This window comes from Lentzea kentuckyensis, from assembly GCF_002150765.1.
GTDB lineage: Bacteria > Actinomycetota > Actinomycetes > Mycobacteriales > Pseudonocardiaceae > Lentzea > Lentzea kentuckyensis.
Genome location: NZ_MUYM01000057.1, coordinates 1 through 24,187 on the forward strand (window position 1 = coordinate 1; position 24,187 = coordinate 24,187).

General features: G+C 69.2%; 22 protein-coding genes. 15 read left to right on the forward strand and 7 right to left on the reverse strand.

Features of this window, described 5'->3' with window-relative positions; genetic code table 11:
- Positions 1 to 188: 188 nt before the first annotated feature.
- Entirely contained in the window at positions 189 to 632 is a 444-nt protein-coding gene (locus B0F77_RS25965) for a GNAT family N-acetyltransferase (RefSeq protein WP_086665602.1), read from the forward strand.
- Here the strand turns inward: B0F77_RS25965 and B0F77_RS25970 are convergent.
- A complete protein-coding gene (locus B0F77_RS25970) occupies positions 613 to 1,131 on the reverse strand; it encodes a TetR/AcrR family transcriptional regulator (RefSeq protein WP_086665603.1) in 519 nt (172 codons plus the stop codon). The genes B0F77_RS25965 and B0F77_RS25970 overlap by 20 nt on opposite strands.
- Positions 1,132 to 1,179: 48 nt before the next feature.
- Here B0F77_RS25970 and B0F77_RS25975 point away from each other — a divergent pair, with 48 nt between their 5' ends.
- From B0F77_RS25975 to B0F77_RS25985, 3 genes are all read left to right on the forward strand, one after another.
- Positions 1,180 to 1,656: a GNAT family N-acetyltransferase gene (locus B0F77_RS25975; protein WP_086665604.1), complete on the forward strand. Its 477-nt coding sequence runs from the start codon at positions 1,180 to 1,182 to the stop codon at positions 1,654 to 1,656.
- 105 nt (positions 1,657 to 1,761) lie between these two features.
- Complete coding sequence (locus B0F77_RS25980) at positions 1,762 to 4,305, forward strand: glycoside hydrolase family 9 protein (RefSeq protein WP_086665605.1); 2,544 nt, start codon at positions 1,762 to 1,764, stop codon at positions 4,303 to 4,305.
- Positions 4,306 to 4,396: 91 nt separating this feature from the next.
- Complete coding sequence (locus tag B0F77_RS25985) at positions 4,397 to 4,843, forward strand: PLAT/LH2 domain-containing protein (RefSeq protein WP_086665606.1); 447 nt, start codon at positions 4,397 to 4,399, stop codon at positions 4,841 to 4,843.
- Positions 4,844 to 4,886: 43 nt separating this feature from the next.
- Here the strand turns inward: B0F77_RS25985 and B0F77_RS25990 are convergent, their stop codons facing one another.
- Positions 4,887 to 6,197, reverse strand: a complete 1,311-nt coding sequence (locus tag B0F77_RS25990; protein WP_245848631.1) for an NlpC/P60 family protein — start codon at positions 6,195 to 6,197, stop codon at positions 4,887 to 4,889.
- Between the two features lie 419 nt (positions 6,198 to 6,616).
- On the opposite strand from B0F77_RS25990, the gene B0F77_RS49105 reads away from it, so the two are divergent.
- Together B0F77_RS49105 and B0F77_RS49110 are read left to right on the forward strand one after the other, a co-directional pair.
- Positions 6,617 to 6,946, forward strand: coding sequence for a hypothetical protein (locus B0F77_RS49105; RefSeq protein ID WP_211294024.1), 330 nt, complete (start codon positions 6,617 to 6,619; stop codon positions 6,944 to 6,946).
- Positions 6,853 to 7,293 carry a DUF6891 domain-containing protein gene (locus B0F77_RS49110; protein ID WP_211294025.1) on the forward strand — a complete coding sequence of 147 codons (441 nt, stop codon included), beginning with the start codon at positions 6,853 to 6,855 and terminating at the stop codon, positions 7,291 to 7,293. Before B0F77_RS49105 ends, B0F77_RS49110 begins: the two co-directional genes overlap by 94 nt.
- On the opposite strand, the gene B0F77_RS26000 is transcribed toward B0F77_RS49110, so the two are convergent.
- Positions 7,290 to 8,804 (reverse strand): class I adenylate-forming enzyme family protein, encoded by a 1,515-nt coding sequence (locus tag B0F77_RS26000; RefSeq protein ID WP_086665607.1) that lies wholly within the window; start codon positions 8,802 to 8,804, stop codon positions 7,290 to 7,292. The two genes, B0F77_RS49110 and B0F77_RS26000, sit on opposite strands and share 4 nt — an antisense overlap.
- Before the next feature lie 10 nt (positions 8,805 to 8,814).
- On the reverse strand, positions 8,815 to 9,624 hold the full coding sequence (locus B0F77_RS26005) for an SIR2 family NAD-dependent protein deacylase (RefSeq protein ID WP_086665608.1): 810 nt from the start codon (positions 9,622 to 9,624) through the stop codon (positions 8,815 to 8,817).
- Between the two features lie 17 nt (positions 9,625 to 9,641).
- Here B0F77_RS26005 and B0F77_RS26010 point away from each other — a divergent pair, with 17 nt between their 5' ends.
- The 3 genes from B0F77_RS26010 (at position 9,642) to B0F77_RS26020 (ending at position 13,010) form a co-directional block, all read left to right on the forward strand.
- Entirely contained in the window at positions 9,642 to 10,106 is a 465-nt protein-coding gene (locus B0F77_RS26010) for a hypothetical protein (protein WP_143466910.1), read from the forward strand.
- Complete coding sequence (locus B0F77_RS49115; protein ID WP_211294026.1) at positions 10,103 to 11,623, forward strand: flagellar basal body protein FliL; 1,521 nt, start codon at positions 10,103 to 10,105, stop codon at positions 11,621 to 11,623. Before B0F77_RS26010 ends, B0F77_RS49115 begins: the two co-directional genes overlap by 4 nt.
- Before the next feature lie 82 nt (positions 11,624 to 11,705).
- On the forward strand, positions 11,706 to 13,010 hold the full coding sequence (locus B0F77_RS26020) for an FAD-dependent monooxygenase (protein WP_086665610.1): 1,305 nt from the start codon (positions 11,706 to 11,708) through the stop codon (positions 13,008 to 13,010).
- Here the strand turns inward: B0F77_RS26020 and B0F77_RS26025 are convergent.
- From B0F77_RS26025 to B0F77_RS26035, 3 genes are read right to left on the reverse strand one after another with little or no spacing between them, the layout of a single operon-like run.
- Positions 12,930 to 15,878, reverse strand: a complete 2,949-nt coding sequence (locus tag B0F77_RS26025; RefSeq protein ID WP_086665611.1) for an AfsR/SARP family transcriptional regulator — start codon at positions 15,876 to 15,878, stop codon at positions 12,930 to 12,932. The two genes, B0F77_RS26020 and B0F77_RS26025, sit on opposite strands and share 81 nt — an antisense overlap.
- Positions 15,878 to 16,510: a hypothetical protein gene (locus tag B0F77_RS26030; protein ID WP_086665612.1), complete on the reverse strand. Its 633-nt coding sequence runs from the start codon at positions 16,508 to 16,510 to the stop codon at positions 15,878 to 15,880. Before B0F77_RS26030 ends, B0F77_RS26025 begins: the two co-directional genes overlap by 1 nt.
- Complete coding sequence (locus tag B0F77_RS26035) at positions 16,507 to 17,217, reverse strand: ATP-binding cassette domain-containing protein (protein WP_245848633.1); 711 nt, start codon at positions 17,215 to 17,217, stop codon at positions 16,507 to 16,509. Before B0F77_RS26035 ends, B0F77_RS26030 begins: the two co-directional genes overlap by 4 nt.
- A 19-nt stretch (positions 17,218 to 17,236) precedes the next feature.
- Here B0F77_RS26035 and B0F77_RS26040 point away from each other — a divergent pair, with 19 nt between their 5' ends.
- The 6 genes from B0F77_RS26040 to B0F77_RS26065 all read left to right on the forward strand — a co-directional run bounded on the left by B0F77_RS26040 (position 17,237) and on the right by B0F77_RS26065 (position 24,177).
- Positions 17,237 to 17,650, forward strand: coding sequence for a hypothetical protein (locus B0F77_RS26040; protein ID WP_086665614.1), 414 nt, complete (start codon positions 17,237 to 17,239; stop codon positions 17,648 to 17,650).
- A gap of 163 nt (positions 17,651 to 17,813) precedes the next feature.
- On the forward strand, positions 17,814 to 18,716 hold the full coding sequence (locus B0F77_RS26045) for a hypothetical protein (RefSeq protein WP_086665615.1): 903 nt from the start codon (positions 17,814 to 17,816) through the stop codon (positions 18,714 to 18,716).
- The gene (locus B0F77_RS26050; RefSeq protein WP_086665616.1) at positions 18,713 to 19,087 is read left to right on the forward strand and encodes a roadblock/LC7 domain-containing protein; all 375 of its coding nucleotides are present in this window, start codon (positions 18,713 to 18,715) and stop codon (positions 19,085 to 19,087) included. The genes B0F77_RS26045 and B0F77_RS26050 overlap by 4 nt, the downstream gene beginning before the upstream one ends.
- Before the next feature lie 43 nt (positions 19,088 to 19,130).
- Positions 19,131 to 19,535: a hypothetical protein gene (locus B0F77_RS26055; RefSeq protein WP_086665617.1), complete on the forward strand. Its 405-nt coding sequence runs from the start codon at positions 19,131 to 19,133 to the stop codon at positions 19,533 to 19,535.
- A gap of 208 nt (positions 19,536 to 19,743) precedes the next feature.
- Positions 19,744 to 22,554 (forward strand): aconitate hydratase AcnA, encoded by a 2,811-nt coding sequence (gene acnA / locus B0F77_RS26060; protein WP_245848635.1) that lies wholly within the window; start codon positions 19,744 to 19,746, stop codon positions 22,552 to 22,554.
- Between the two features lie 168 nt (positions 22,555 to 22,722).
- The gene (locus B0F77_RS26065; protein ID WP_143466911.1) at positions 22,723 to 24,177 is read left to right on the forward strand and encodes a S8 family serine peptidase; all 1,455 of its coding nucleotides are present in this window, start codon (positions 22,723 to 22,725) and stop codon (positions 24,175 to 24,177) included.
- Positions 24,178 to 24,187: the final 10 nt, after the last annotated feature.

Here is a 24,187-nt window from a genome sequence, read left to right on the forward strand (position 1 = left end):
CGCCATCAAGCCGAACGGGCGCCCGTCAGGCGAGTAACGGACACAACTTCTGGCAGCCTGCTTAGTGGCGCGACTCGGCACGTTGGCGAGGTAATCCACGCTCAGCAGGGCGCCTCGCACCCGCCTGACCGCGAATTCCCCCGGCAACGTGCCGCGCCACACCACGAGCTCCCCGGCACACTGAGCGCATGAAACGGACCTTGTACCGTCGCGCGCCAGGCCCGGTGCCCGACTTACCGCAGAACGTCCGCACCATCAACGACGAGGACGACGCCGCCCTCGCCGACCTGATGGAACGCGCCTACGCCGGCACCATCGACGAACAGCTCGGTGGCAACAGCGACGGAGCGGTCGAAATCGCGAACTGGCGACCGAACGCCGTGCCGGACGCGAGCTTCGTCGTCTGCGAGGACCAGCTCGTGGCCGCTTCGCTGATCTCCCGGCACGACAACGACTTCTGGCTCGGTTACGTGATCACGCACCCGGAGTGGAAGGGCCGCGGCTTCGGCACCGCGGTCGTCGCGGCCTCCCTGCGCGCCCTCGACGCCCCGGTCCTCGCCGCGGTCACCGACGGCAACACGCCGTCCGAGCGACTCCTCACGAGCCTCGGCTTCACTCCAGTGCCGCGCTGACCCGCTTCTCGTCCCCGGTCGCCAGCAGATCGAGCAGGGCACCCCGCAACAACGCCAGCTCCCGAGTGCGCTCCGCCAGCCCAGCAGGCGTGTCGCGCACGTCCTCGGGCTGTGAGGCCTTGAGCACCTCCAACCAGTCCTCCACGGTCGCGCGCGCGAAGCCGGCCCACGGCCCGTCGGGTTCCACGAGAGAGCGCGCGTAGGCCTCCAGCCACAACGTGAGCAACGGCCGATGAGCGGGCGCCGCCAGCCACTCCCACAGCCGCGCGACCACGTCGGGTCCCGTGCCGATGTCGGCGAGCAATGCCAGTTCGTCGGCCCGCGCCCGCGCCAGCAGCGCCTTGACCAGCCCGTCCTTGCTGCCGAACAGGTAGAGCAGCACGCGCGTGCTCGACCCGATCGCCGCCGCCAGCGGCCGCAGCGACACGTCGGCCAGCCCGTGCGTGAGCACGTAGCGGTAAGCGGCTTCGAGCAGTTCGGTCTCCCGCGCGGACGCCATGCACGCTATCTTCGCATTACTGAAACAGTCGTGTCAGTGGAGGCGAGCATGCTGATCCGCCCTCTGGGCAAGCCGGGCGACCTGGGCTGGGTCGTGCAGGCGCACGGCGAGCTCTACGCCGCCGAGCACAACTGGGACACGTCGTTCGAGGCCCTGGTCGCCAAGATCGTCGGCGACTACGCGGCCGAGCACGACGCCGCGAAGGAAGCCGCCTGGATCGCCGAACTCGACGGCCAGTGCGTCGGATGCGTGTTCTGCGTAAGGGAAACCGACACGACCGCAAAACTGCGCGTGCTGCTCGTGCACCCGAACGCCCGTGGCCACGGCGCGGGCAACAAGCTCGTCGACACGTGTATCCAGTTCGCCAAGAACGCCGGATACGAACGCATCGTGCTGTGGACGGTCGACGGCCTGACGTCGGCCCGGAGGATCTACGAGGCGCACGGGTTCGAGCTGATCGAGAAGACTCCGCAGCACAGCTTCGGTCACGACGTGATCGGCCAGTTCTGGAGCCGCGCCCTCTAGAACAGCGACCGAACGGAGCTTGTCCGGGTCGGCGCGACCACCCTATGGTCCTCCTTCTGGGAGCGCTCCCAGAAAACCGTCAAAGCGGACGGAGGACCTCAGGGCATGAGATCGACACGGTTGGCCGCGGCCCTGCTCGCGGTGCTGTCGGCAACCACACTCCCGGCCGCCGCCGCGGCGGACTACGAGCGGTTGCTGAACGGAACGTTCGAGAGCGGGACCGCCGATCCCTGGTGGAGCAGCGCGGGCGTGACCAACCGGATCACCGCCGGCGAGCTGTGCGCCTCGGTCACCGGCGGCACGACGAACCCGTGGGACGCCCTGATCGGCCAGAACGGCGTCCCGTACGAGACCGGTCAGTCCTACACCCTGTCGTTCGACGCCCACGCCACGACCGCGCAGAGCGTCGTGGCCGCGGCCGGCGAGAGCGTCAGCCCGTACCGGGGAATCGCCAGCCAGACCTTCGCGCTCACGACGACCAAGCAGCACTTCACCTTCAGCTTCACGTCCACGCTGGACTTCCCGGACGCCGGCAACGGCCAGGTCGCCTTCCAACTGGGCGGGCAGTCGTCCGACAACACGATCTGCGTGGACAACGTCTCGCTGATCGGCGGTGTGAAGCCACCCGGCGGCGTGAACCCCAACCCCACCAGGAAGGTCCAGGTCGACCAGGTCGGCTACGTGCCAGGTCTGCCCAAGCGCGCGACGCTCGTCTCCGCGGAGACCACACCTCAGACGTGGACGCTGAAGAACTCCGCCGGCACCGCCGTGGCCACCGGCAAGAGCATGCCCAAGGGAGCGGACAAGGCGTCCGGCGACCCCGTGCACCTGATCGACTTCTCGTCGTTCGACACCCCGGGCACCGGCTACACGCTGTCCGTCGGCGCCGACACCAGCTTCCCGTTCGACATCTCCGCCGACGCGGTCAAGCGGCTGCGCTACGACTCGCTCGCCTTCTTCTACCACCAGCGCAGCGGCACGCCGATCGAAGCGCGGTACGTCGGTGACGAGTACGCGCGCCCGGCCGGTCACGTGAACGTCGCGCCCAACAAAGGCGACAACAACGTGCCGTGCCGGTCAGACCTCTCTTGCGGCTACACACTCGACGTGCGCGGCGGTTGGTACGACGCGGGCGACCACGGCAAGTACGTGGTCAACGGCGGTATCGCGACGTGGCAGCTGCTCAACTCCTACGAGCGTGCGGTCCGGATCGGTGACGCCACCGCGTTCGCCGACGGCACCATGAACATCCCGGAGCGGGCCAACGGCGTGCCGGACCTGCTCGACGAGGCGCGCTGGGAGATCGACTTCCTGCTGAAGATGCAGGCACCGGACGGCATGGCGCACCACAAGATCCACGACGCCAACTGGACCGGCCTGCCCACCCGCCCCGAACTGGACGACCAGGTCCGCAGACTGTCCGCGACCAGCACCGCCGCGACGCTGAACCTGGCCGCGGTCGCAGCGCAGGCCGCCCGCCTGTGGCGAGGCATCGACGCCAAGTACTCCGGCACGCTGCTCACCGCGGCCCGCAAGGCCTACACGGCGGCCAAGGCGAACCCGGCCAAGCTCGCCGACCCCAACGACGGCACCGGCGGCGGTGCCTACAGCGACGACACCGTCAGCGACGAGTTCTACTGGGCCGCGGCGGAGCTGTACGCGACCACCGGCGACGCCGCGTACCGGGCCGACGTGACCGGCTCACCGCACTACCGGGCGGCCAGCCTGAACACGGGCGGTTTCTCCTGGGGCGGCACGGCGCCGCTCGGTGACATCACGCTCGCCCTGGCCCCCAGCCGTTTGCCGAAGGCGGACATCGCGGCGATCAAGTCGGCGTTCGCGGCGGTGGCGGACCAGCACCTCGCCTCCATGGCGCGAATGGGCTACGCCACGCCGTACGAGGGCGCCGACGGGTACGTCTGGGGATCGAACTCCACGGTCCTCAACAACGCCCAGGTGCTGGCGCTGGCACACGACTTCACCGGCGCCGCGAAGTACCGCGACGGCGTGTTCGAGGCGCTGCACTACCTCCTCGGCCGCAACCCGCTCAGCACCTCCTACGTGGCGGGCTACGGCGAGCAGGCGATGCACAACGCGCACCACCGGTTCTGGGCGCACCAGAACGACGCCAGCCTGCCGACGGCGCCGCCGGGCTCGTTGTCCGGTGGTCCCAACAGCTTCCTGCAGGACCCGGTGGCCGCCCGGCTGCTCGTCGGCTGTCCGGTGCAGAAGTGCTGGGTCGACGACATCGGCGCCTACTCGGTGAACGAGGTGGCGATCAACTGGAACTCCGCGCTCGCCTGGGTCAGCGGCTGGGCGGCGGAGCAGGTCAGCCGGCCGGGCTGCGAGGTGAGCTACGACGCCCACCGGTGGCATCACGGTCAGACGGTGAACGTGACCCTCAAGAACACCGGCAAGACCGCGTGGGCGGGGTGGAAGCTCGCGTTCACCCTCCCCGGCACCCAGCGGATCACCGGAGGCTGGGCGGCGCACTGGCGTCAGACCGGGCGGGAAGTGACGGCGACCGATCTTAGGTGGAACCACGCCGTCAAGCCGGGAGGGTCCGTCCACATCGGATTCGTCGCCTTGGGCAGCGGTGCCGATCCGACCGCGTTCACCGTCGACGGCAAGGCCTGCCGTACCGGCTGAGCTGCGGATTTCACCATCACCGCATAGTCGTGCAATCGCCGGCGGGCACTGTTCTCCCTCGTAGCACCGCCCAACCAGGAGGGGAACAAGCATGAAGCTCGCAGCTCGTGCGCTCGTCGGCATCTCGGCTGCCGCACTCGCGGCCATGATGGGAATGAGCAGCGCCCAGGCCGCCGCCGGCAACTACCACATCGAGGTCCGGACCTGCAACGTCGAGGACGCGGGCACCGACTCGCGGGTCGAGGCGCGGCTGAACGGCTCCGCCGGCTCGTCGGCCTGGATCCTCCTCGACAACCCCGGCGACGACCGCGAGCGCGGCCGCACGGACGTCTACGACAAGACGCTGTCCAACCTCGGCAGCGTCAACTCGATCGACATCTACTTCGCCAACAACGACGACAGCCCGCACTGGTGCCTCGAAGAGATCACCATCCGCAGGCCGGACGGTGTGACGACGGTCCACCCGTTCCACAACTGGCTCACGCGGGTCTACCCGAAGTCGGGCTCGACGGGCCCGCTGCGGCTCAACGCTGCCTGAGCGAGTCTCCCGGTGGCCCGCCCCTGCGGCGGGTCACCGGGTTTCAGAGCACGCGGGTCACGTACGGCATGATGCCGCCGTACCGCACGGACGAAATCCGCACCACAGCACCGGAATGCGGTGCCTCGACCATCATCCCGCCGCCCAGGTACAGCGCCACGTGCGTGCCACCACCCGGACCCCAGAAGATCATGTCGCCCGGCGCCATCTGCGACAGCGGGACCTTGCGGCCGGAGTTGTACTGGTAGCCGCTGTAGTGCGGCAGGTACACGCCGGCACCGGCGAACGCGAACATCATCAGGCCGGAGCAGTCGAAGCCGATCTTGCGGTAGTCGCCGTACGAGTCGGCCACGCCGCCGTCGCGCACGCCGTACGTCGGGCCGTTGTAGTTGCCGCCGCCCCACGCGTAGATGACGCCGCGTTGTGCCAACGCCCGGTTGATGACCGTCTGCACGCGGTTGCCTGACGGAGCGGGAGCAGCAGCCGCCGGACGTTGGGGTCCTGGCGCTGCAGCCGCCGCTTGGGCCGCCGCAGCAGCAGCGGCACGGCGTGCGTTCTCCTCGTCCTCGCGCTTCTTCGCCTCGACCCACTGGTCGTACTGCTGGCGTTGTGCTTCCAGTCCGGTGACCTGACCGCGCGCGGCGTTCAGCTCGCGTTCGACGGCGTCCTTGTCGGACTGGAGCTGCGTGGTCGCCGCGGCCTGCGCGGTGTGCGCGTCGACGGCCACCTGCTGGGCCTGGTCGGCGACCTTCTTGGCCTCGTCGGCGGCGGCCTGCTTCGCCTCGGCCTTGTTGAGCGCCGCGCGGGCGGCGGAGTCGAGGTTCGCGGCCGTGCCCTGGTCGCGGGTCACCTGGTCCAGGCGGTTCAGGCTGGACGCCGACACCGCCTCCAGCATCTGGGCGCGCGCCAGCAGGTCCTCCGGCGACTTGGCGCCGATGTAGGCGGAGAAGGAACCGACGGTGCTGCCCTGCTGGTACGAGGCGGCCGCGAACTCGTCCAGTTCACGACGACTCTGCTCGACGGCGGCGCCGGCGGCATCGGCCTGCACCCGTGCGGCCGTGGCCTCGCGGCGGGCGGCCTCGGCCTCGGAGATCGCCGTCTCCAGGTCCACCCTGGCCTTGTTGGCGAGCTCGCGCTTGTAGGAGACCTCGTCCATCAGCTCCTGCAGGCGTGACTCGGCCTGCGTCAGCCGCCCGGTCAGCTCGCCCACGTGGGCCGCCTTCGCGTCGGCCTCGGCCCGCGACGCCGAGATCTCCGCGTCGCTCGGGTTCGGCGGAGGCGGCGGCACCGCGTTGGCCGTGCCGGTCAGGAATGCCGCCATCAACACCACCACGGCGGAGAATCGTGTCAACACCGGACATCACCTCCGACCGCATTAGACCAATCAGACTCATTCGGCGCATCCGGAACTAACGCACCGTCAACCACACGTGTCACAGTGGAACACGGGCGGTGGTCCTTTTGGGACGATCGGAGTCCGGCGTGTCGCCGGAGTGGTCTAAGCAGGCTGCCAGAAGTTGTGTCCGTTACTCGCCTGACGGACGCCCGTTCGGCCTGATGGCGTCTGCAAGTACCGCCAACTCAACATCAACAGGCACTTTTCTACTACCAACAGGGCGGTTCTGGACGGAGGACACGGCGACGGTTCGTCGGGCGACGAACCGGTTGGGTGTAGTTGAGGGCGATTCGATCAAGAGTTGGTGGTACTTGCAGACGCGCTCGGCATCAACGAGTCGTGAGGTTTCGGACAAGACTTCTGGTCAGGTGCTTAGCGTGCACCGGATCCGGGGCGACCGGTTCCTCGTGGTGCAGCGAGTGCCGGACGTCTTCGCCCAGGTCTGGCACGAGGCCGGCGGCGGCTACGCGCTGGAGCACCGTGACGGCGCCGTTGACCGGCACTTCGAGACGACGGCCGGCGCTCCCGAAACCGTGCTCGCCCCCACCAGCCAGGTGCCGCCGCTCGACCTCGGCGACGACGACCGCAGGCAGCTGAGTACCGGGTCCACGAGGTGCTGGCCGGGGGCTACACCTCCCGCGCCGAACTGGCCGAGGACTACCTGGTCACCGCGGACCGCCGGCCCGTCTCCCGCGAGCAGGCGGTGATGCTGGCCGACCGGCTGTGGCAGGAGCGGGTCGCGGAGCAGACCACCTGGCAGGGCAAGACCGACCCCGAGCGGCTCACCCGCGCATTCGCCGCCCTGCAGCGGGCCGGCGTCACCGCCCGCGGCTTCGTCTACTTCCACACCCAGTGCACCGATTCCGCCGCCGCGGGCCACGGCCTGACGCTGCTCTACGGCGGATTCGACGGCACGTCCGAGACCACGGCGGCCATCGGCGACGAGGTCGTGGCCGCTCTGAAAGCAGCCGGCCTGCACACCGAGTGGAACCGTGATCCCGGACAGACCATCAAGGTCACGCCCCTGGACTGGCGGCGCCGCCTGGTCGGTTAGTTGACGCCGCGGTCCCTGCCCGCCCAGTACGACTCGCGCAGCTTGAACTTCTGGATCTTGCCGGTAGCCGTCCGCGGGATCGAGTCGCGGAACTCCACCGACGTCGGCGCCTTGTACCCGGCGAGGCGCTCCTTGCAGTGCTTGATCAGCTCGGCCTCGGTGACGTCCGCGGAACGCACGACCAGCGCCTTGATCGTTTCGCCCCACTTCTCGTGCGGCACGCCGATGACCGCGACCTCGGCGACGGCCGGGTGCGAGAACAGGCAGTCCTCGACCTCGATGGACGAGACGTTCTCGCCGCCGGTGATGATCACGTCCTTCTTGCGGTCGGAGATCGTCAGGTAGCCGTCGTCGTCGAAGTAGCCGCCGTCACCGGTGCGGAACCAGCCGTCCTCGATGGCGTCGGCGGTCGCCTCCGGGTTGTCCCAGTAGCCCTCCATGACCACGTTCGACCGCGCCAGCACCTCGCCGGTCTCGGAGATCCGCAGCTGCGCGCCCAACGCGGGCGCACCCGCCCGTGACTGCTTCTTCGCCTTCTCCTCACCTGCCGGGCCGGGCTGGGCGCGGTTAAACGTGAGCAGCGGCGCCGTCTCGGTCAGGCCGTAGATCTGCAGGAACTCCCACCCGAGCTCCTCGGTCACGCGCTGGATCGTGCGTGAGGGCGGTGGTGCACCGGCGCACACGATCCGTACGCGGTCACGGCCGGGGATCTCGCCGTCCCACGACTGCGCGGCGTCCAGCACGGCGTTCCACACGGCCGGTGCACCGCACATCAGCGTCACGCCGTGGTCGCGCACACGGCGCAGGATCTCGGCGCCGTCCACCTTGCGCAGCACCACCTGTGGCACACCAAGGCCGGCCAGACCGAACGGCATTCCCCAGCCGTTGCAGTGGAACATCGGCAGCACGTGCATGTACACGTCGCCCTCCCACGCACGTGTGTGCATGGCGAACGTGACGGCGTTGAGCCAGATGTTGCGGTGCGTGAGTTGCACGCCCTTAGGCCGCGCAGTGGTTCCGGACGTGTAGTTGATGGTCGCCGTCGCGTCCTCCGAGGGCGCGCTCCACGGCCGTGGCTCCACATCGAACCGAAGCAGCGACTCCGACTCCTCGCCCAACGTGAACCGGTGCCGCGCCACCACGTCGTCGAGTTCCAGCTCCGGGTCGACGAACAACGCCGACGCACCGCTGTGCTCGACGATGTACTTCACCTCGTCGGGCCGCAGGCGGAAGTTCACCGGCACGCAGATCCGCCCGCTGCCGGGCAACGCGTGCAGCAGTTCCAGCATCCGCGCCGAGTTGTGGCTGACGACGGCGACCCGCTCGCCCTCGCCGACGCCCAGTGCGTCGAACCCCGCCTGCCACGCGCGCACGCGGGTCGCCATCTCCGCGTACGTCGTCGTGTCCACCGGCTTGGCGGGCTGGTCGGGTTCGTCGATGGTCGCCGTCGTCGCCGCGAACGCGAACGACGCCCGGTCCAGGAAGTCCGTGGTGATCAGCGGTACGCGCATGAACCCGACCCTACGACCAGGTACTCGGATCTCCCCAGGACGAGAATGTGCCTCCCCCGGATGGGGGAACCGAACTGAGGTCGGGCAGCACCTCACCGACGGGTTCGTGCAGCACCACCGCCGCCAGCGAGTCGTACGGCGTCGGTTCGGCGTTGCAGATGATCACCTGGGCACCGGCGCGCGCGGCCAGCGGCACGAGACCCGCGGCAGGTTGCACCGACAGTGACGTGCCGGCCACCAGCAGCACATCGCAGTCCAGCGCCGCGAGCCGGGCGCGCCGCAGGACCTCCCCGTCGAGCTCCTGCCCGAACGAGATCGTGGCGGACTTGAGGATTCCCCCGCAGCGCTGGCAGTCCGGCTCGACTTCGCCCTCGGCGACGCGCTTCAACGCATCACGCATCGGGCCCGTGGCACCACATGCCAGACACACCGTCGCATGCAACGTGCCGTGCAGCTCCAGCACCCGATGCGGATCGGAGCCGGCTTTCTGGTGCAGGCCGTCGATGTTCTGGGTGACGACGGTACGCAACCGGCCGGACCGTTCCAGTTCCACCAACGCCTTGTGCGCCGCGTTGGGCCTGGCCGTCCACACGGGACTGTCGAGCCGCGTCCGCCAGGAGAGCCTGCGCAGTTCGGGATCGGCGAGATAGGCGTCGAGGGAAGCGGCCTTGCCCGCGTCGGCGTCGCGGGTCCACAACCCGTCCGGCCCGCGGAAGTCCGGGATGCCTGAATCGGTGGAGACTCCGGCACCCGTCAGCACCGTGATCCGGTGCGCGGACGCGACCAGCGCCCGTGCCGCTGTGCACGCGTCGGAGGGCATCGGTTCACACTAGTCGGGTGCGCAGCGCAGTGGGAGCCGCCATCGCGGCCGGGATCATGGCAGTGGGCCTCGTCACTTCCATCGCCGGGACTTTCCTTCCCTGGCTCAAATCCGGATCGACCACGAGGGACAGTTACGAAGTGCTCTCGCTGCGTGATCTCGCCGGGTTGGACGGGGTGGCGGGCAGCGTCGTCACGTCGATCTGGGTGGGTCTCACGCCTCTCGCCATGATCGCCGTGGCCCTGTACGTGGTCCGATTTCGACGGTTTGCCGCATGCATCGGTCTTCTCTTTGGCACGATCAGTGGAACCGTGGCCCTACTAGCCACAGTCCAAGGGGATAGCAAGGGTTCATTGGTCGGAATCAGCATCGCTGGACCGGTCACGACTCTTGCCGGTGCCGTACTGACGATCGTGGGGGCGATCACGGTGCTCACCTCTTACAGGCGCAGCGCAGTGATACTTCCAGGAGGGAACCCGTGAGCTACCCAGGTGGCGGCGGCGGCCAGTGGCAGCCGCAGAACAACCCGTACGGGCAGCAGCCCCAGCAGGGCGGCTACCCGCAGCAGGGCGGTTATCAGCAGCAGCCGCAGCAGGGTGGCTACCCGCAGACCGGCCCCCAGGGCTTTCCGCAGCAGCAGCCGGGCGCGTACCCGCAGACCGGACCGCAGGGCTTCCCGCAGCAGGGATTCCCGCAGACCGGGCCCCAGGGTTTCCCGCAGCAGGGCTTCGAGCAGCAGCCGTACGGCTACGCCCCGATGGGCGGCGAGCCGCCGAAGAAGAAGCGCACCGGCCTGGTCGTCACGGCCGTGATCGCGGTGCTGCTGCTCATCGGCGGCGGTGTCACGTTCTTCGCGCTGAAGAAGTCCGACCCGGCGGCGAACGCGGGTCAGGACACCCCGGCCGTCGCGGCGAAGAACCTCATCGAGCAGCTCGGCAGCGGTGACGTCGTCGGCATCATGGCCTCGCTGGCGCCCGCGGAGGCGGCGCTGTCGAAGGACTACATGGAGTCGATGACGAAGGAGATGAAGCGTCTCGAGATCCTGAAGTCCGACGCCGACCCGAACAAGCTCACGGGCGTCGAGTTCAAGAGCGAGAACATCAAGTTCGACGAGGCCAAGGCCGAGAAGATCAACGACCACCTCACCATCAACAAGCTGGTCGAGGGGAAGATCACGATCACCTCGGACGCGTCGAAGATCCCGCTCACCCAGAAGCTCGTCGACGCGCTCGGCGACGACCTGAACCTCACCTCGACGAAGTCCGAGACCCTCGACATCACCGCCGAGGTGCAGAAGCGCGGCACGCCGATCGGCATCGCGTCGATCAAGGTCGGCGACAAGTGGTACCCGAGCGCCTTCTACACGATCGCCAACGCGGTCCTGGAGGACGAGAAGCTCAAGTGGCCGCAGCAGGGCTTCGCGCCCGAGGGCGCCGGCTCGGCGGAGGACGCGGCGAAGAACCTCGTCACCGCCGCGCTGGACGGCGATCTGAAGAAGGTCATCACGCTGCTGCCGCCGGACGAGGCCGGTGTGCTGCAGGACCTCGGCCCGCTGCTGCTGGAGCAGGCCGGCACGCAGAAGCCGACCGGTGCCAAGCTCAACGCGCTGGAGACCGACGTCAAGGACGTGACCGGCGGCAAGCAGGTCACGGTCAAGAAGCTGTCGGTCACCGCCGAGGGCGAGACCGTCACGATCACCCGCGACGGTGACTGCTACGCGGCCGACGTGCCCGGCCAGGGCTCGCAGAAGCTGTGCGCGGACGAGATCACGCAGCTGCTGCAGCAGCAGGGCGGCAAGAAGATTCCGGCCGCTGCGGTCGAGGTCATCGGCCGGGTGGCGGCGTCGGTCATGAAGACCGGTGTCGGCGTGGTCGCGACCGAGGTCGACGGCAAGTGGTACGTGAGCCCGATCCGCTCGTACTACGAGCTGGCGCTGACGGTGTTCCGCGGCTTCGAGCCGAAGGACGTCGACGCGCTGATCGAGCTGCTCAAGAAGTAGGTTCTCGCTGCTCACCAGGCCCTGTCACGGCGCAACAGCGCGGTGACAGGGCCTTGGCAGTCCACGGGTCGACTCTTCGGTCATGGACACTCAGGTTCTGATCATCGGCGCCGGCCCGACCGGCCTCACCCTGGCCCTCGACCTCTCCCGCCGCGGCGTCCCGTTCCGCATCGTCGACGCCTCGCCCGCGCCGTTCGCCGGCTCGCGCGGCAAGGGCCTGCAGCCGCGCAGCATGGAGGTCTTCCACGACCTGGGCGTGATCGAGCCCGTGCTGGCCTCCGGCCGGTTCCACATGACCATGCGCGCCTACAACGGCCGCGAGGTGGTGCGCGAGTGGGACGTGCACGAGGGCCGTCACCCCACGGTCGAGCGCCCCTACGCGAGCACCATGCTCATCCCGCAGTTCCGCGTCGAGCAGATCCTGCGGGACGCGCTGCCCGCCGGGACCGTCGAGTACGGCACACCGTTGACGTCGTTCTTCCAGGACGACGAGGGAGTCACCGCGGTGCTCGGTGCGGAGACCGTGCGGGCCAGGTACCTGGTCGGCTGCGACGGCGGGAAGTCGTTCGTGCGCAAGCGTCTCGGCGTGCGGTTCGTCGGCGAAACCCACGAGGACCAGCGGATGCTCGTCGGTGACGTCCGGGTCTCCGGGCTGGACCGCGACCACTGGCACAGCTGGGGAGGCCGCGCCGACCAGTGGCTCGCCCTGTGCCCGTTGCCCGGCACCGATCTCTACCAGTTCCAGGCCACCGGCGCCGGTGAACCGTCGCTGGAGCTGTACCGGCAGATCGTGCGTGAACGCACCGGCCTGGACGACGTCGTGGTGCACGACGCGACGTGGATGTCGTTGTACCGCACCAACATCCGCATGGTGGACAGGTTCAGGGTCGGCCGGGTGTTCCTCGCCGGGGACGCCGCGCACGTGCACTCCCCCGCCGGCGCGCAGGGCATGAACACGGGCATCCAGGACGCCTACAACCTGGGCTGGAAGCTCGCGATGGAGACGCAGCTCGACAGCTACGAGGCCGAACGCAAGCCCGTCGCGGAGTGGCTGCTCGGCATGACGACCGCGATCATGACGTCCGGCAACCCGTTCGAGAAGCGCGACGACCAGACCCTGCAGCTCTCGCTGTCGTACCGCGTTTCCGACGGACCGGGCCTGCAGCCGGGCGACCGCATGCCCGACGGGCAGATCGCGGCCGGCCGGATCTTCGACCTGGTGCGGGGCCCCGACTTCGTGACCCTGGACCTTCCTGACGGCCCGGTCCTGGTCCGCCCGGACGGCTACGTCGCCGCGATCGGCCGGTCAGCGATCGACGCCTACTTCGGCGCGAACCCGGTCACGCAGCTGCACCACCGACGGGTCGCTGCTGGGGCCGCCGCGTAGCCGTTCCGCCTCGTCCAGGGCCTCCCCCGCACTCCGGGGGTCGCCCTGGGCGAGCAGCCAGTCCGCGTACCACTCCAGGACCATCGCGTGGGCGGGCCCGTCCGCGCTCGCCTTGACCGTGTCGAGCGCCTTCGCGTGCTCCGCACCCGCTGCCTCGAGCCGCCCGAGCCTGGTGAGCGCCAGCCCGAGTCCGGCGTGGACGCTCGCCCGGAACTGGGTCGCGAGCGAGTTCTCCGTGGCGTGCAGTGCCTGCCGGTAGAGCGTCACGGCCTCCTCGAAGTCGCCCTTCCAGTACGCCATCTCGCCCTGAACCTGCACGACCCGCGCCTGGTCGAGGTCGACCGCCGAGGCCCGCACCTGTCCCAGATCCTCGCGCGCGCCCTGGAGATCGCCGATCCGGATCTTCAACCGCGCCGTCTGCACCAGCACCGACATCGGCACCAGCACGGCGTCCGGGTCCCCGAGCTCCTCCGCGACTCGTCTTGCCTCGCTCACCGCCTGGAACCCCTCGGCGAACGCACCGCGGTTGATCAGCACCATGACCAGGCACGACAGCCCGAACACCACGGCCCACCGGTCGCCCACGGCCCTGAACCTGTCGAGCGCCTGCCGGTACGCCGCCTCCGCCCTGGGCGCGGACCCGTCGCTGAACTCGCCCGCCACCACACCGCGGATGAGCGCCGAGAACGCCCGCATCCACTCGTCGTCAGACTGCTCCAGCCGATCCGCCAATGCGGAGAGCCGACCCCCGAGCTCGGCCGAACCCCACACCTGCCCGCTGGTCAGCATCAACGCGCACAGCGCCGTCGGCACGTCCTCCTGCCACAGCCGTTCCGCCGCGGCCAGCGCCCGCGGCGTGCCGAGCGAGGCCAGCACCTGCGACAACGGGTCGTCCGGCGTGAGCGGCGCCCATCGCCGGATCTCCTCGAACCGCTTGGTCATCACCAGCCAGTGCCACGTGCGGGCGGCCATCATCCGCCGGGCGAGCCCGTCGTCGTGCCCGATCGCCCACGCCTGCGCGGCGTCGAAGTTGGCCCGTTCCGCGTCGAAGACCCTGAGCGCCTCAAGCTGCCGCGGCCCGCGCAACAACGGTTCGTGCTGCTCGGCCAGCGCCACGTAGTAGGCGGCATGACCGGCGGGATCGGCCTGCCCGTACTCCAACGCGTACTCGCGCACGGTCTCCAGCAACCGGTACCGCTCACCGGCACGCACGACCAGCGACTTCTCGACGAGCGCCGACAACAGGTCCTCGGTGTCCCAGAGATCCCGATCTTGTCGGGGGTCCTGAGTACGTTGAAACGCAGGGGTTCCCAGCAAGGGGGTACCCCTGCGCGAGCCTGCCTCACGCGGCTCACGCACCCCCGCAGCCGCCGCTCGCCCGTCCGGGACAACGGCCTCCGACGACTCGCTCGCCTCCGCACCGACATCGCCGGCCGACTCCCGCACACCGCCCAGGCCACGTACAGCCGTTCCCAGCGAGGAACCCCCGCCCGGCAGGCCCGGCCCGCAGACCGCGTGCACCGCGGCAGCCGTTGCCCCGCCGACGAACACGGCCAGCCGCGCCAGCAAGGTCCGCTCGGCGTCGTCCAGCAGCTCCCAGCTCCAGTCGATCACCGCCCGCAACGTCCGATGCCGCAACGGCCCCGTCCGCGCGCCCCGGTCCAGCAGCCGCAGCCGGCTGTCCACTCGCGACTCCAGCTGCGCCGCCGACAACGACCGGGCCCTGGCCGCCGCCAGCTCCACCGCGAGCGGAATCCCGTCCAGCGCGGCACAAACCCGCCGCACCACGTCACCGTCGAAGGCGACACCGACCCGTGCGGCGAACAACCGGACGGCGTGGTCCAGGTCCAGCGGCGCCACCGGCACCACGACCTCGCCGGGAATTCCCAGCGGCTCCCGCGAGGTGGCCAGCACCGAAGCGGACGGCGCCGAGGCCAGCAACCGCTCGCACAACGAAGCCGCGGCGGTGACCACGTGCTCGCAGTTGTCCAGCACCACCAACGACGACCCGAGCCGGGAGAACACCGGCGTGGCCAACGGGTTCGGCCCCAAGGCGGCGTCCAGCGCCGCCAACGGTTCGGCGGCGGAGTCCAGCTCGACGAACCAGGCCTGGGCGACCGAGGCCGCGTACGTCAGCGCCAGCCGCGTCTTGCCCACCCCGCCGAACCCGGTCAGCGTCACCAACCGGTTGTCCCGCAACAACGACGACAACCGCGCCAGATCATCGTCCCGCCCGAAGAACGACCCCACGGACGCCGGCAGGTTCCCCCGGACCGGACGCTCCTGCAGCACCGTCGCATGGGCAGCCGCCAGCGCCGAACCGGGGTCCACCCCGAGCTCGTCCGCCAGCGCCGACCGGACCCGTGCGAACACCTCCAACGCGTCCGACCGCCGCCCGGCCGCGTGCAGCGCCAGCATCAACCGGGCCTGCACGTCCTCCCGCAACGGATGCGCGGCCGCCAGCGCCTCGATCCCGGCCAGGTCGTCGCGCAGCAACGCCAGCCGCACCGCCTCGTCGACCGCGAACGGCGCTTCCTCGAACGCCGCCCCGCGCCACAACGACGCGTCGCGCGTCCGCGAGAACTCCTCGACGTCGGTCGACGCCTCCAGCCGATATCCCAGCGCGTGCGACGAGACCACCGAGGCGCCCAGCGTCCGCCGCAACCGCGACACCAGCGACTGCAACGAAGCCGGACCGTCGACCGGCGGCTCGTCCGCCCACAGGTCAGCGATCAACCGGTCGGCGGCCACCACCCGGCCAGGCTCCATCGCCAGCCGGATCAGCAACCAGCGCAGCCTCTTCCCACGCACCTCGACGGGCGCGCCCTCGACCAGGACCTGCAGCGGCCCGAGCACGTTGACCCGCATCAGGCCCGCCGCACACCCACGACGACGGCGGCCGACACCAGCGCGACCCCGACGACCCCGGCCCACAGCACGGACAGCGAACTCTGGTTGTGCCCCAACGCGTCCAGCACCCACCCGAGCGGAGTAGCCCGCCCCAGCGGATACGTCAGCACGACAACCGCGAACACCGCGAGCACGGTCCGTCCGATGGAGTCGAACACCGGCCGCGCGAACATCAGTCCCACTCCGACACCCAGCAACGCACACACAGTATGAGCGCCGAGTCCGACAAAAAACTGACCTGCCGTGTACGGGTGGGGGTTCGTCACCACCGGCCACACCGCGGCGAGCAACGCCATCGCCAGCCCGCACGACACCGCGACCAGGGCGGCCGCGGTCAGCACCCGCGACCACCCGCCGGCCGACACCACCGTGATCTCGCGCCGCACCACGTCCTCGGACGTCGCCACCACGACCGCCATCCACGCCGCGATCGGGTAGAGCAACGCCGACGAACCCGAGTAGGCCTCCAGCGGCTGCCCGGCGTCACTGGCGAACAACATCCCCATCACACCGAGGAACACCAGCAGGGGCGCCAGATACCGCTGTCCCCGCAAGACATCGGCCGCGAGGTACCGCACCAGGGAGATCACCGCACGCTCCGCACCGAACAGCCGAGCCGCAACGCCTCGGCCAGCACCTGGTCACTCCGGTCCGGCGCCACCACCACCCGCGCCGACGACCCGCGCGACAACACGGACCGCACACCGTCCAGCGCTTCCAACGCGTCGAGCCCCACCACCCGGCTGAGTTCGATCGTCACGTGCCCACCGGCGAGGTCGACCCTGGTCGCCGACGCGAGATGTCCCTCGTGATCGGACACCAGCGCCGTCCGATCCTCCAGCAGCGACACCAGTTCCGCGGCGGCCGACGGGTCGAGCCCGGTCCACGGCTCGTCGAGCACGAGCACGTCGGAAGCCAGGAACGCCTGCGCCAGCGCGACTTTCTGCGCATTGCCCTTGGACAGCTCCGACATCGGCGCCGTCATCGACCCGACGAACCCCAGCCGTTCCAGGACGTCGTTCGCGGCAGCCCCGCGCACACGCCCCATGTGCGACAGGTAGGACGACGCGGACATCTTGACGTCGGACGGAAAACGCTCCGGGACGTAGCCGACCGACGCGGGCCGCACGACGCGCCCGGTCGTCGGCTTCAGCACCCCGGCGGCGATCTTGAGCAGCGTCGACTTGCCGGTGCCGTTCGCGCCGGTCAGCACGACCAGACCGGAGACTTCCAGCGTGAGGTCGCGCAGCACCCAGGGCCCGCGCCCGTACCGCTTGGAGACCTGATCGAGGAGCACCCCGCCAAGATAACCACTCATGACGCTCTTACCGCTCGCAACGGCGTACATCTGGCTCGGCATGGTCGTCGCGATCTCGATCGAGGCACCGCTCAAGTTCCGCGCCCCCGGCATCACCCTGCCGCTCGGTCTCGGCATCGGGCTGATCGTGTTCCGCGCGCTGAACCGCGCCGAGGTCGTGCTCGCGGCGGCGACCGCGGCGACGTTCGCGTTCGCTCCCCGGCCGATCGCCGCGACCGTGCTGCTGATGGCGCTCGCGATCACGCTGACCGTCCAGGTGCTCGTGGTGCGGCCGCGACTGGAGGCCAGGGCCCGGATCATCATCGACGGAGGGACGCCTCCCCGGTCCCGCGCCCACCTGTCCTACATCGCGCTCGAATGCGCGAAACTGCTGATGCTCGCCGCCTTCGGAATCATTCTCATGTTCCACTGATCACACCCTGCGTGAAACCACTTTTATCTGCGATGAATACAGCACCATGACATTTCACTCGATCGAGTGAAGTAGGGCGACAAACCGTTACCTCAGCAACAAGGATGACTGACCTGAAGCGCGAAATCTGAAGTCGCGCGGTTCAGTTCGACTTTGATTGCGGGTGACCACCCTGAACAGCGGGACGAAATTCTCCTTCGACTTGCTCGCGGGCGCATTGACCGGACGCGACACCGCACGCGCCACGGGCACGTTGCACGTCATGGGAAATCCCGGCGGGCGAATCCACCTGAGGGACGGCGGAATAGTCGCCGTGGAAAGCGCCGGTTCGCCGGGCCCGGACGCTTTGTTGTTGCGTTCCGGACGAATCAGCGAATCGGACTGGACGACCGCGCTGAGCGCCGGTGCCGAACTGCGGTCGCACCAGGCCGAACTCGTCGCCCGCGGTTGCATCGGCTCCACGGCGTTGCAGGTCGTCGCCATGATGGCCGCGCACGACGCCGCGTTCACCCTCGTGGCCGGTGACATCGAACGCTGCCTGCTCACCGCGGACGCGCACGACATAGCCATCCCGATGAACGCCCCGGTCGAGCCCGTGCGCCTGCTGCAGGAGACGTCGCGCCGGCTCTCCGCCCTGTTCGCGCTGCCGCACCCGCTGTCGCCGCACCGCGAACGGGTCGCGCCGACCCGCGGCCTGCACCAGATCGAGCGGGAACTCAGCCCGGCACGCAGGGAGATCCTGGTGCACGCGTCCGGCAGGCGCTGCGCGAGGGACATCGCGTTCGTGTGCGGCCGCAGCGTGTACGCCGTGACGATCGAGGTCTGCCGGATGGTGGGCGACGGCCTGCTGACCGTCGTGTCCGGCACGTCGATCAGCGGCCCGGCGACCGACCGGACACCGGCGCTGCGTCCGCGCCGGCCCGCCCGCCCGCCACTCCCGCCCGCACCCCAGAACCCGCCGCCGAAACCCATCGGCGACGCCGGCGACGACGTACCGCTGCCCCGGTCGCTGAGGCGCCAGCTGTTACCCAGGTTGTTCAAACAAGGAGAAAGGAAAAAGCTTTGAACCGCGACGTGCTGGCCGCCGAGCTGAACGGGCTGCGCGAACGGGTCGCCGGAATCACGGACACCCTGCTCGCCGCGAACGACGGCCTCCTGATCCTGGCGGACACGTCCGACAAGATTGACGCCGACGGAATTTCCGCACTCGCCGCGGCGGATCTCGGACTCGCCCGCACCACGTGCGCGGCGACCGGGCAGGGCGCATTCCGGCAAACAGTGCTCTACTGCAGCAACGGCTGCATGGCCGTCTACGCGGTCGGATCGATGGCACTGATGGTCGTGCTCGGCGACGAGGGAATCAACGTCAGCAGGCTCCACCAGGAGTCGCAGCCCGCAATCGAACGCATCAACCACGTACTGTCCGCCGCCGCGTGAAAAGAAGAGTGCATTGACCAATTCAGGGTTGAACCAGAAAGCGATGTCCGACCAGATGGTCGCGATGGTGAAGCACCTCAAGCAGGACGTGCCGGGCTGCGTGGCGGCCGGGGTCGTCGACATGGCCACCGGCATGCTGCTGTCGTTCGAGACGACCGACAGCCACCCGTCGGAGGTGCTCGACCTGCTCGCGGGAGCGACGCTCGACCTCTTCCAGGGCCGCACCGTCACGATGATCGAGAACATCTTCAAGGAGCGGCGCGGCATCGCGAGCGCCGAGCACTACTTCCAGGAGATCCTGGTCAACAGCAGCAACCTCACCCACCTGTTCATCCGCGACAACCACCACGAGGACGTCGTCGCCGTCGTGGTCTGCCCCAAGTCGGTCAACATCGGCATGCTGTTCGCCTCGGCCCGCCGGGTCGTCAAGGAACACGGCGGAGCCTGATCCGCCTTGCCACTCCGGTGGCCCGGCGGACCTCCGGCGCCGGGCCACCCGAGCAACGCCATCGATGAGTGACTTAGGGCAACCTGGGTTGAAGCGGCTAACAGGACACGCGTACTGTTTGGGGTCGAGGGGCAGCGGTCGACCCGGTGGGGAAGACTCTCCCCGTACCCCGAACTGACCACCGCGCTGTCACCAGATGGAGTTGCACGTGACTAACAGCCTGGACAGCTTCGGCGCCCGCGGCACGCTCAACGTCGGCGACGCCTCGTACGAGGTGTTCCGGCTGAGCGCCGTGGAGGGCGCCGAGCGTCTTCCGTTCAGCCTGAAGATCCTGCTGGAGAACCTGCTGCGGACCGAGGACGGCGCGAACATCACCGCCGACCACGTGCGCGCTCTCGCCAACTGGGACCCGGCCGCCGAGCCCAGCACCGAGATCCAGTTCACGCCGGCCCGCGTGGTGATGCAGGACTTCACCGGCGTGCCTTGTGTCGTCGACCTGGCCACCATGCGTGAGGCCGTCACCCAGCTGGGTGGCGACGCCGAGAAGGTGAACCCGCTCGCTCCCGCCGAGCTCGTGATCGACCACTCGGTCATCGCCGACATCTTCGGCCGCCCGGACGCGTTCGAGCTGAACGTCGACCTGGAGTACGAGCGCAACAGGGAGCGTTACCAGTTCCTGCGCTGGGGCCAGACCGCGTTCGACGAGTTCAAGGTCGTCCCGCCCGGCACCGGCATCGTGCACCAGGTCAACATCGAGCACCTGGCCCGCGTCGTCATGGTCCGCAACGGCCAGGCGTACCCGGACACGCTGGTCGGCACCGACTCGCACACCACGATGGTCAACGGCATCGGCGTGCTGGGCTGGGGCGTCGGCGGCATCGAGGCCGAGGCCGCGATGCTCGGCCAGCCGGTCTCCATGCTGATCCCGCGCGTCGTGGGCTTCAAGCTCTCCGGTGAGCTGCCCGCGGGCGCCACCGCCACCGACCTCGTGCTGACGATCACCGAGATGCTGCGCAAGCAGGGCGTCGTCGGCAAGTTCGTCGAGTTCTACGGCGAGGGCGTCGGCGCCGTGCCGCTCGCGAACCGCGCCACCATCGGCAACATGTCGCCGGAGTTCGGCTCCACGGTCGGCATCTTCCCGATCGACGGCGAGACCATCGACTACCTGCGCCTGACCGGCCGGTCCGAGGAGCAGATCGCGCTCGTCGAGGCCTACGCCAAGGAGCAGGGCCTCTGGCACGACCCGTCCCGCGAGCCGGTGTTCTCCGAGACGCTGGAGCTCGACCTGGCGACGGTCGTCCCGTCCATCGCCGGCCCGAAGCGCCCGCAGGACCGCATCGAACTGACCAACGCCAAGGAGTCGTTCCGCCAGGCCCTGGGCGCCTACGTCGCGCACACCGAGTCCGCGGCGCTGTCCGGCGTGGACGAGGCCGTCGACGAGACGTTCCCGGCCAGCGACCCGGTCGCCATCCACGAGGGCGACAACGGCTCCGGCAAGCCCGCCGTCTTCCAGTCCGCCGCCGAGGGCGCCACCGGCCGGGTCTCGAACCCGGTCAAGGTCACCGTCGACGGCAACGAGTTCGAGCTGGACCACGGCGCCGTCGCGATCGCCGCGATCACGTCGTGCACCAACACCTCGAACCCGTCCGTGATGCTGGGTGCCGCCCTGCTGGCCAAGAAGGCCGTCGAGCGCGGCCTCGAGCGCAAGCCGTGGGTCAAGACGACCCTGGCGCCGGGCTCGAAGGTCGTCATGGACTACTACGAGCGCGCCGGCCTCATGCCGTACCTGGAGAAGCTCGGCTTCCACCTGGTCGGCTACGGCTGCACCACCTGCATCGGCAACTCGGGCCCGCTGCAGGAGGAGATCTCGGCGGGCGTGCAGGAAGGCGACCTCGCGGTCGTCTCGGTGCTGTCCGGCAACCGCAACTTCGAGGGCCGGATCAACCCGGACATCAAGATGAACTACCTCGCGTCCCCGCCGCTCGTGGTGGCGTACGCGCTGGCCGGTTCGATGGACAAGGACATCACCACCGAGCCCCTCGGCTTCGACACCGACGGCAAGCCGGTCTACCTGTCGGAGATCTGGCCGTCGCCGGCCGAGATCGCCGAGGTCATCTCGACCTCGATCTCCGCGGAGGGCTTCACCAAGGGCTACACCAACGTGTTCTCCGGTGACGAGCGCTGGCAGTCGCTGCCCACGCCGACCGGCAACACGTTCGAGTGGGACACCGAGTCCACCTACGTGCGCAAGCCCCCGTACTTCGAGGGCATGGAGATGGAGCCGAAGCCGGTCACCGACATCTCGGGTGCCCGCGTCCTCGCGCTGCTGGGCGACTCGGTCACCACGGACCACATCTCCCCCGCCGGTTCGATCAAGGCCGACTCGCCCGCGGGCAAGTACCTGACCGAGCACGGTGTGGAGCGCAAGGACTTCAACTCCTACGGCTCCCGCCGCGGCAACCACGAGGTGATGATCCGCGGCACGTTCGCGAACATCCGTCTGCGCAACCTGCTCCTCGACGACGTCCAGGGCGGCTTCACCCGCGACTTCCTGGCCGAGGGCGCCCCGCAGACCACCATCTACGACGCGTCGGTGTCCTACGCCGCCGCCGGTGTTCCGCTGGTCGTGCTCGCGGGCAAGGAGTACGGCTCGGGCTCGTCGCGCGACTGGGCGGCCAAGGGCACGTCGCTGCTCGGCGTCCGCGCCGTCATCGCCGAGTCCTACGAGCGCATCCACCGCTCGAACCTGATCGGCATGGGCGTCCTGCCGCTGCAGTTCCCGGCGGGCGAGAACGCCGCGTCGCTGGGCCTCGACGGCACCGAGACGTTCGACTTCGCCGGCGTCACGGAGCTGAACAACGGCACCACGCCGTCGACGGTGCACGTGACCGCGACCAAGGCCGACGGCGCCAAGGTCGAGTTCGACGCGGTCGTCCGCATCGACACGCCCGGTGAGGCCGACTACTACCGCAACGGCGGCATCATGCAGTACGTGCTGCGCAAGATGGTCCGCAGCTAGTCAGAACGATTGAGAAGGGCCGCTCACCGCAGGTGGGCGGCCCTTTCACATTCACAGAATTGTTCTCACAGTAATCTCACGAATGCGCGTTGCATGTGATGTAACAAATTTCTCGCCGATTCGACTTCCCCGTGAACACCCTTACTACGGGAAGTGGTGAGACATTTGTTGAATCGTCCACGAGCACTGCTGGCCGCCGCCGGTCTCGGGGCGGCTCTGTGTGTCGCCCCGGCGTTCCAGGCCGGTGCCGCGACGGAGTCCACCTACGTCGTCCTCTACCACGAGGGCTCCTCGTCGTCGAACGCCGCGAGCACCATCGCGAGCGCCGGCGGCACCGTTGTCGCGAACTACAGCCAGATCGGCGTCGTGATCGCCCGGTCGTCGAGCACCGGGTTCGCCACCGCGTTGAAGCAGAGCGGCGACGTCGAGGGCGTCGCGGCCACGACAGGACTCGGCGTCCAGGTCGCACCGAACCAGGCCGGTGACGCGCAGGACGTGTCGGCCGCCGCGACGTGGGGCGACTCGCTGTCCGGTCTGCAGTGGGACATGCGGCAGATCAACGTGCCGCAGGCGCACCAGGTCACGCCCGGCAGCAGGCAGGTCGTCGTGGCCACGCTGGACACCGGGCTCGACTTCACCCACCCGGACCTCGCGCCGAACTACGACGCGTCGCGCAGCGCGGACTGCTCCAGCGGCACCCCGGCACCACTGCTGCCCGGCAATGACCAGAACGGCCACGGCACCCACACCGCCGGCACCATCGCCGCCGCCGCGAACGGCACCGGCATCGTCGGTGTCGCACCGAACGTGCGCATCGCTGGCGTGAAGACGAGCAACGACGACGGCTTCTTCTTCCCCGAGATGGTCATCTGCTCGTACATGTGGACCGCCACACACGGCATCAACGTCACCAACAACAGCTACTTCGCCGACCCGTGGCTGTTCAATTGCCGCAACGACGCCGAGCAGCGCGCGATCTGGAAGGCCGAGCGCAGGGCGATCCGGTACGCGCAGTCGAAGGGCGTCGTGGTCGTCGCCTCCGAGGGCAACGACAGCACCGACCTCTCGCACCCGCGCGTCGACGTGATCAGCCCCGACTTCCCGCCCGGCAGCGAGCAGGAACGGGAGATCACCAACGCGTGCGCGGTCGTCCCGGTCGAGGTTCCCGGTGTCGTCGGCGTGACGGCGACGGGCAACAAGCGGTTCAAGTCGTACTACTCCAGCTACGGCATCTCCACGGCCGACGTAGCCGCGCCCGGTGGTGACGCGCTTCTGCAACTCACCCCGGCCGCCCCGAACGGCCGCGTGCTGTCGACGTATCCCAGCTACCGGCCGTGCGCGCGTCAGGTCGTCGAGAACGGCGCGAAGTACTGCTACCTGCAGGGCACGTCGATGGCCGGACCGCACGTGGCCGGTGTCGCCGCACTGCTGCTGAGCCGGCAGGGCAGCACGGGGGCGGCCGCCAAGCTCCAGCAGGCGACCAACCCGCTCCCGTGCCCGGACACGTCGATCTACGCGGCGTTCCCGCAGAACAGTGGCGAACCGCAGACGTGCCAGGGCGGAACGGCGCACAACAGCTTCTACGGTTCGGGTGAGATCGACGCCCTCAAGGCCGTGAGCTGACGAGTGGGGC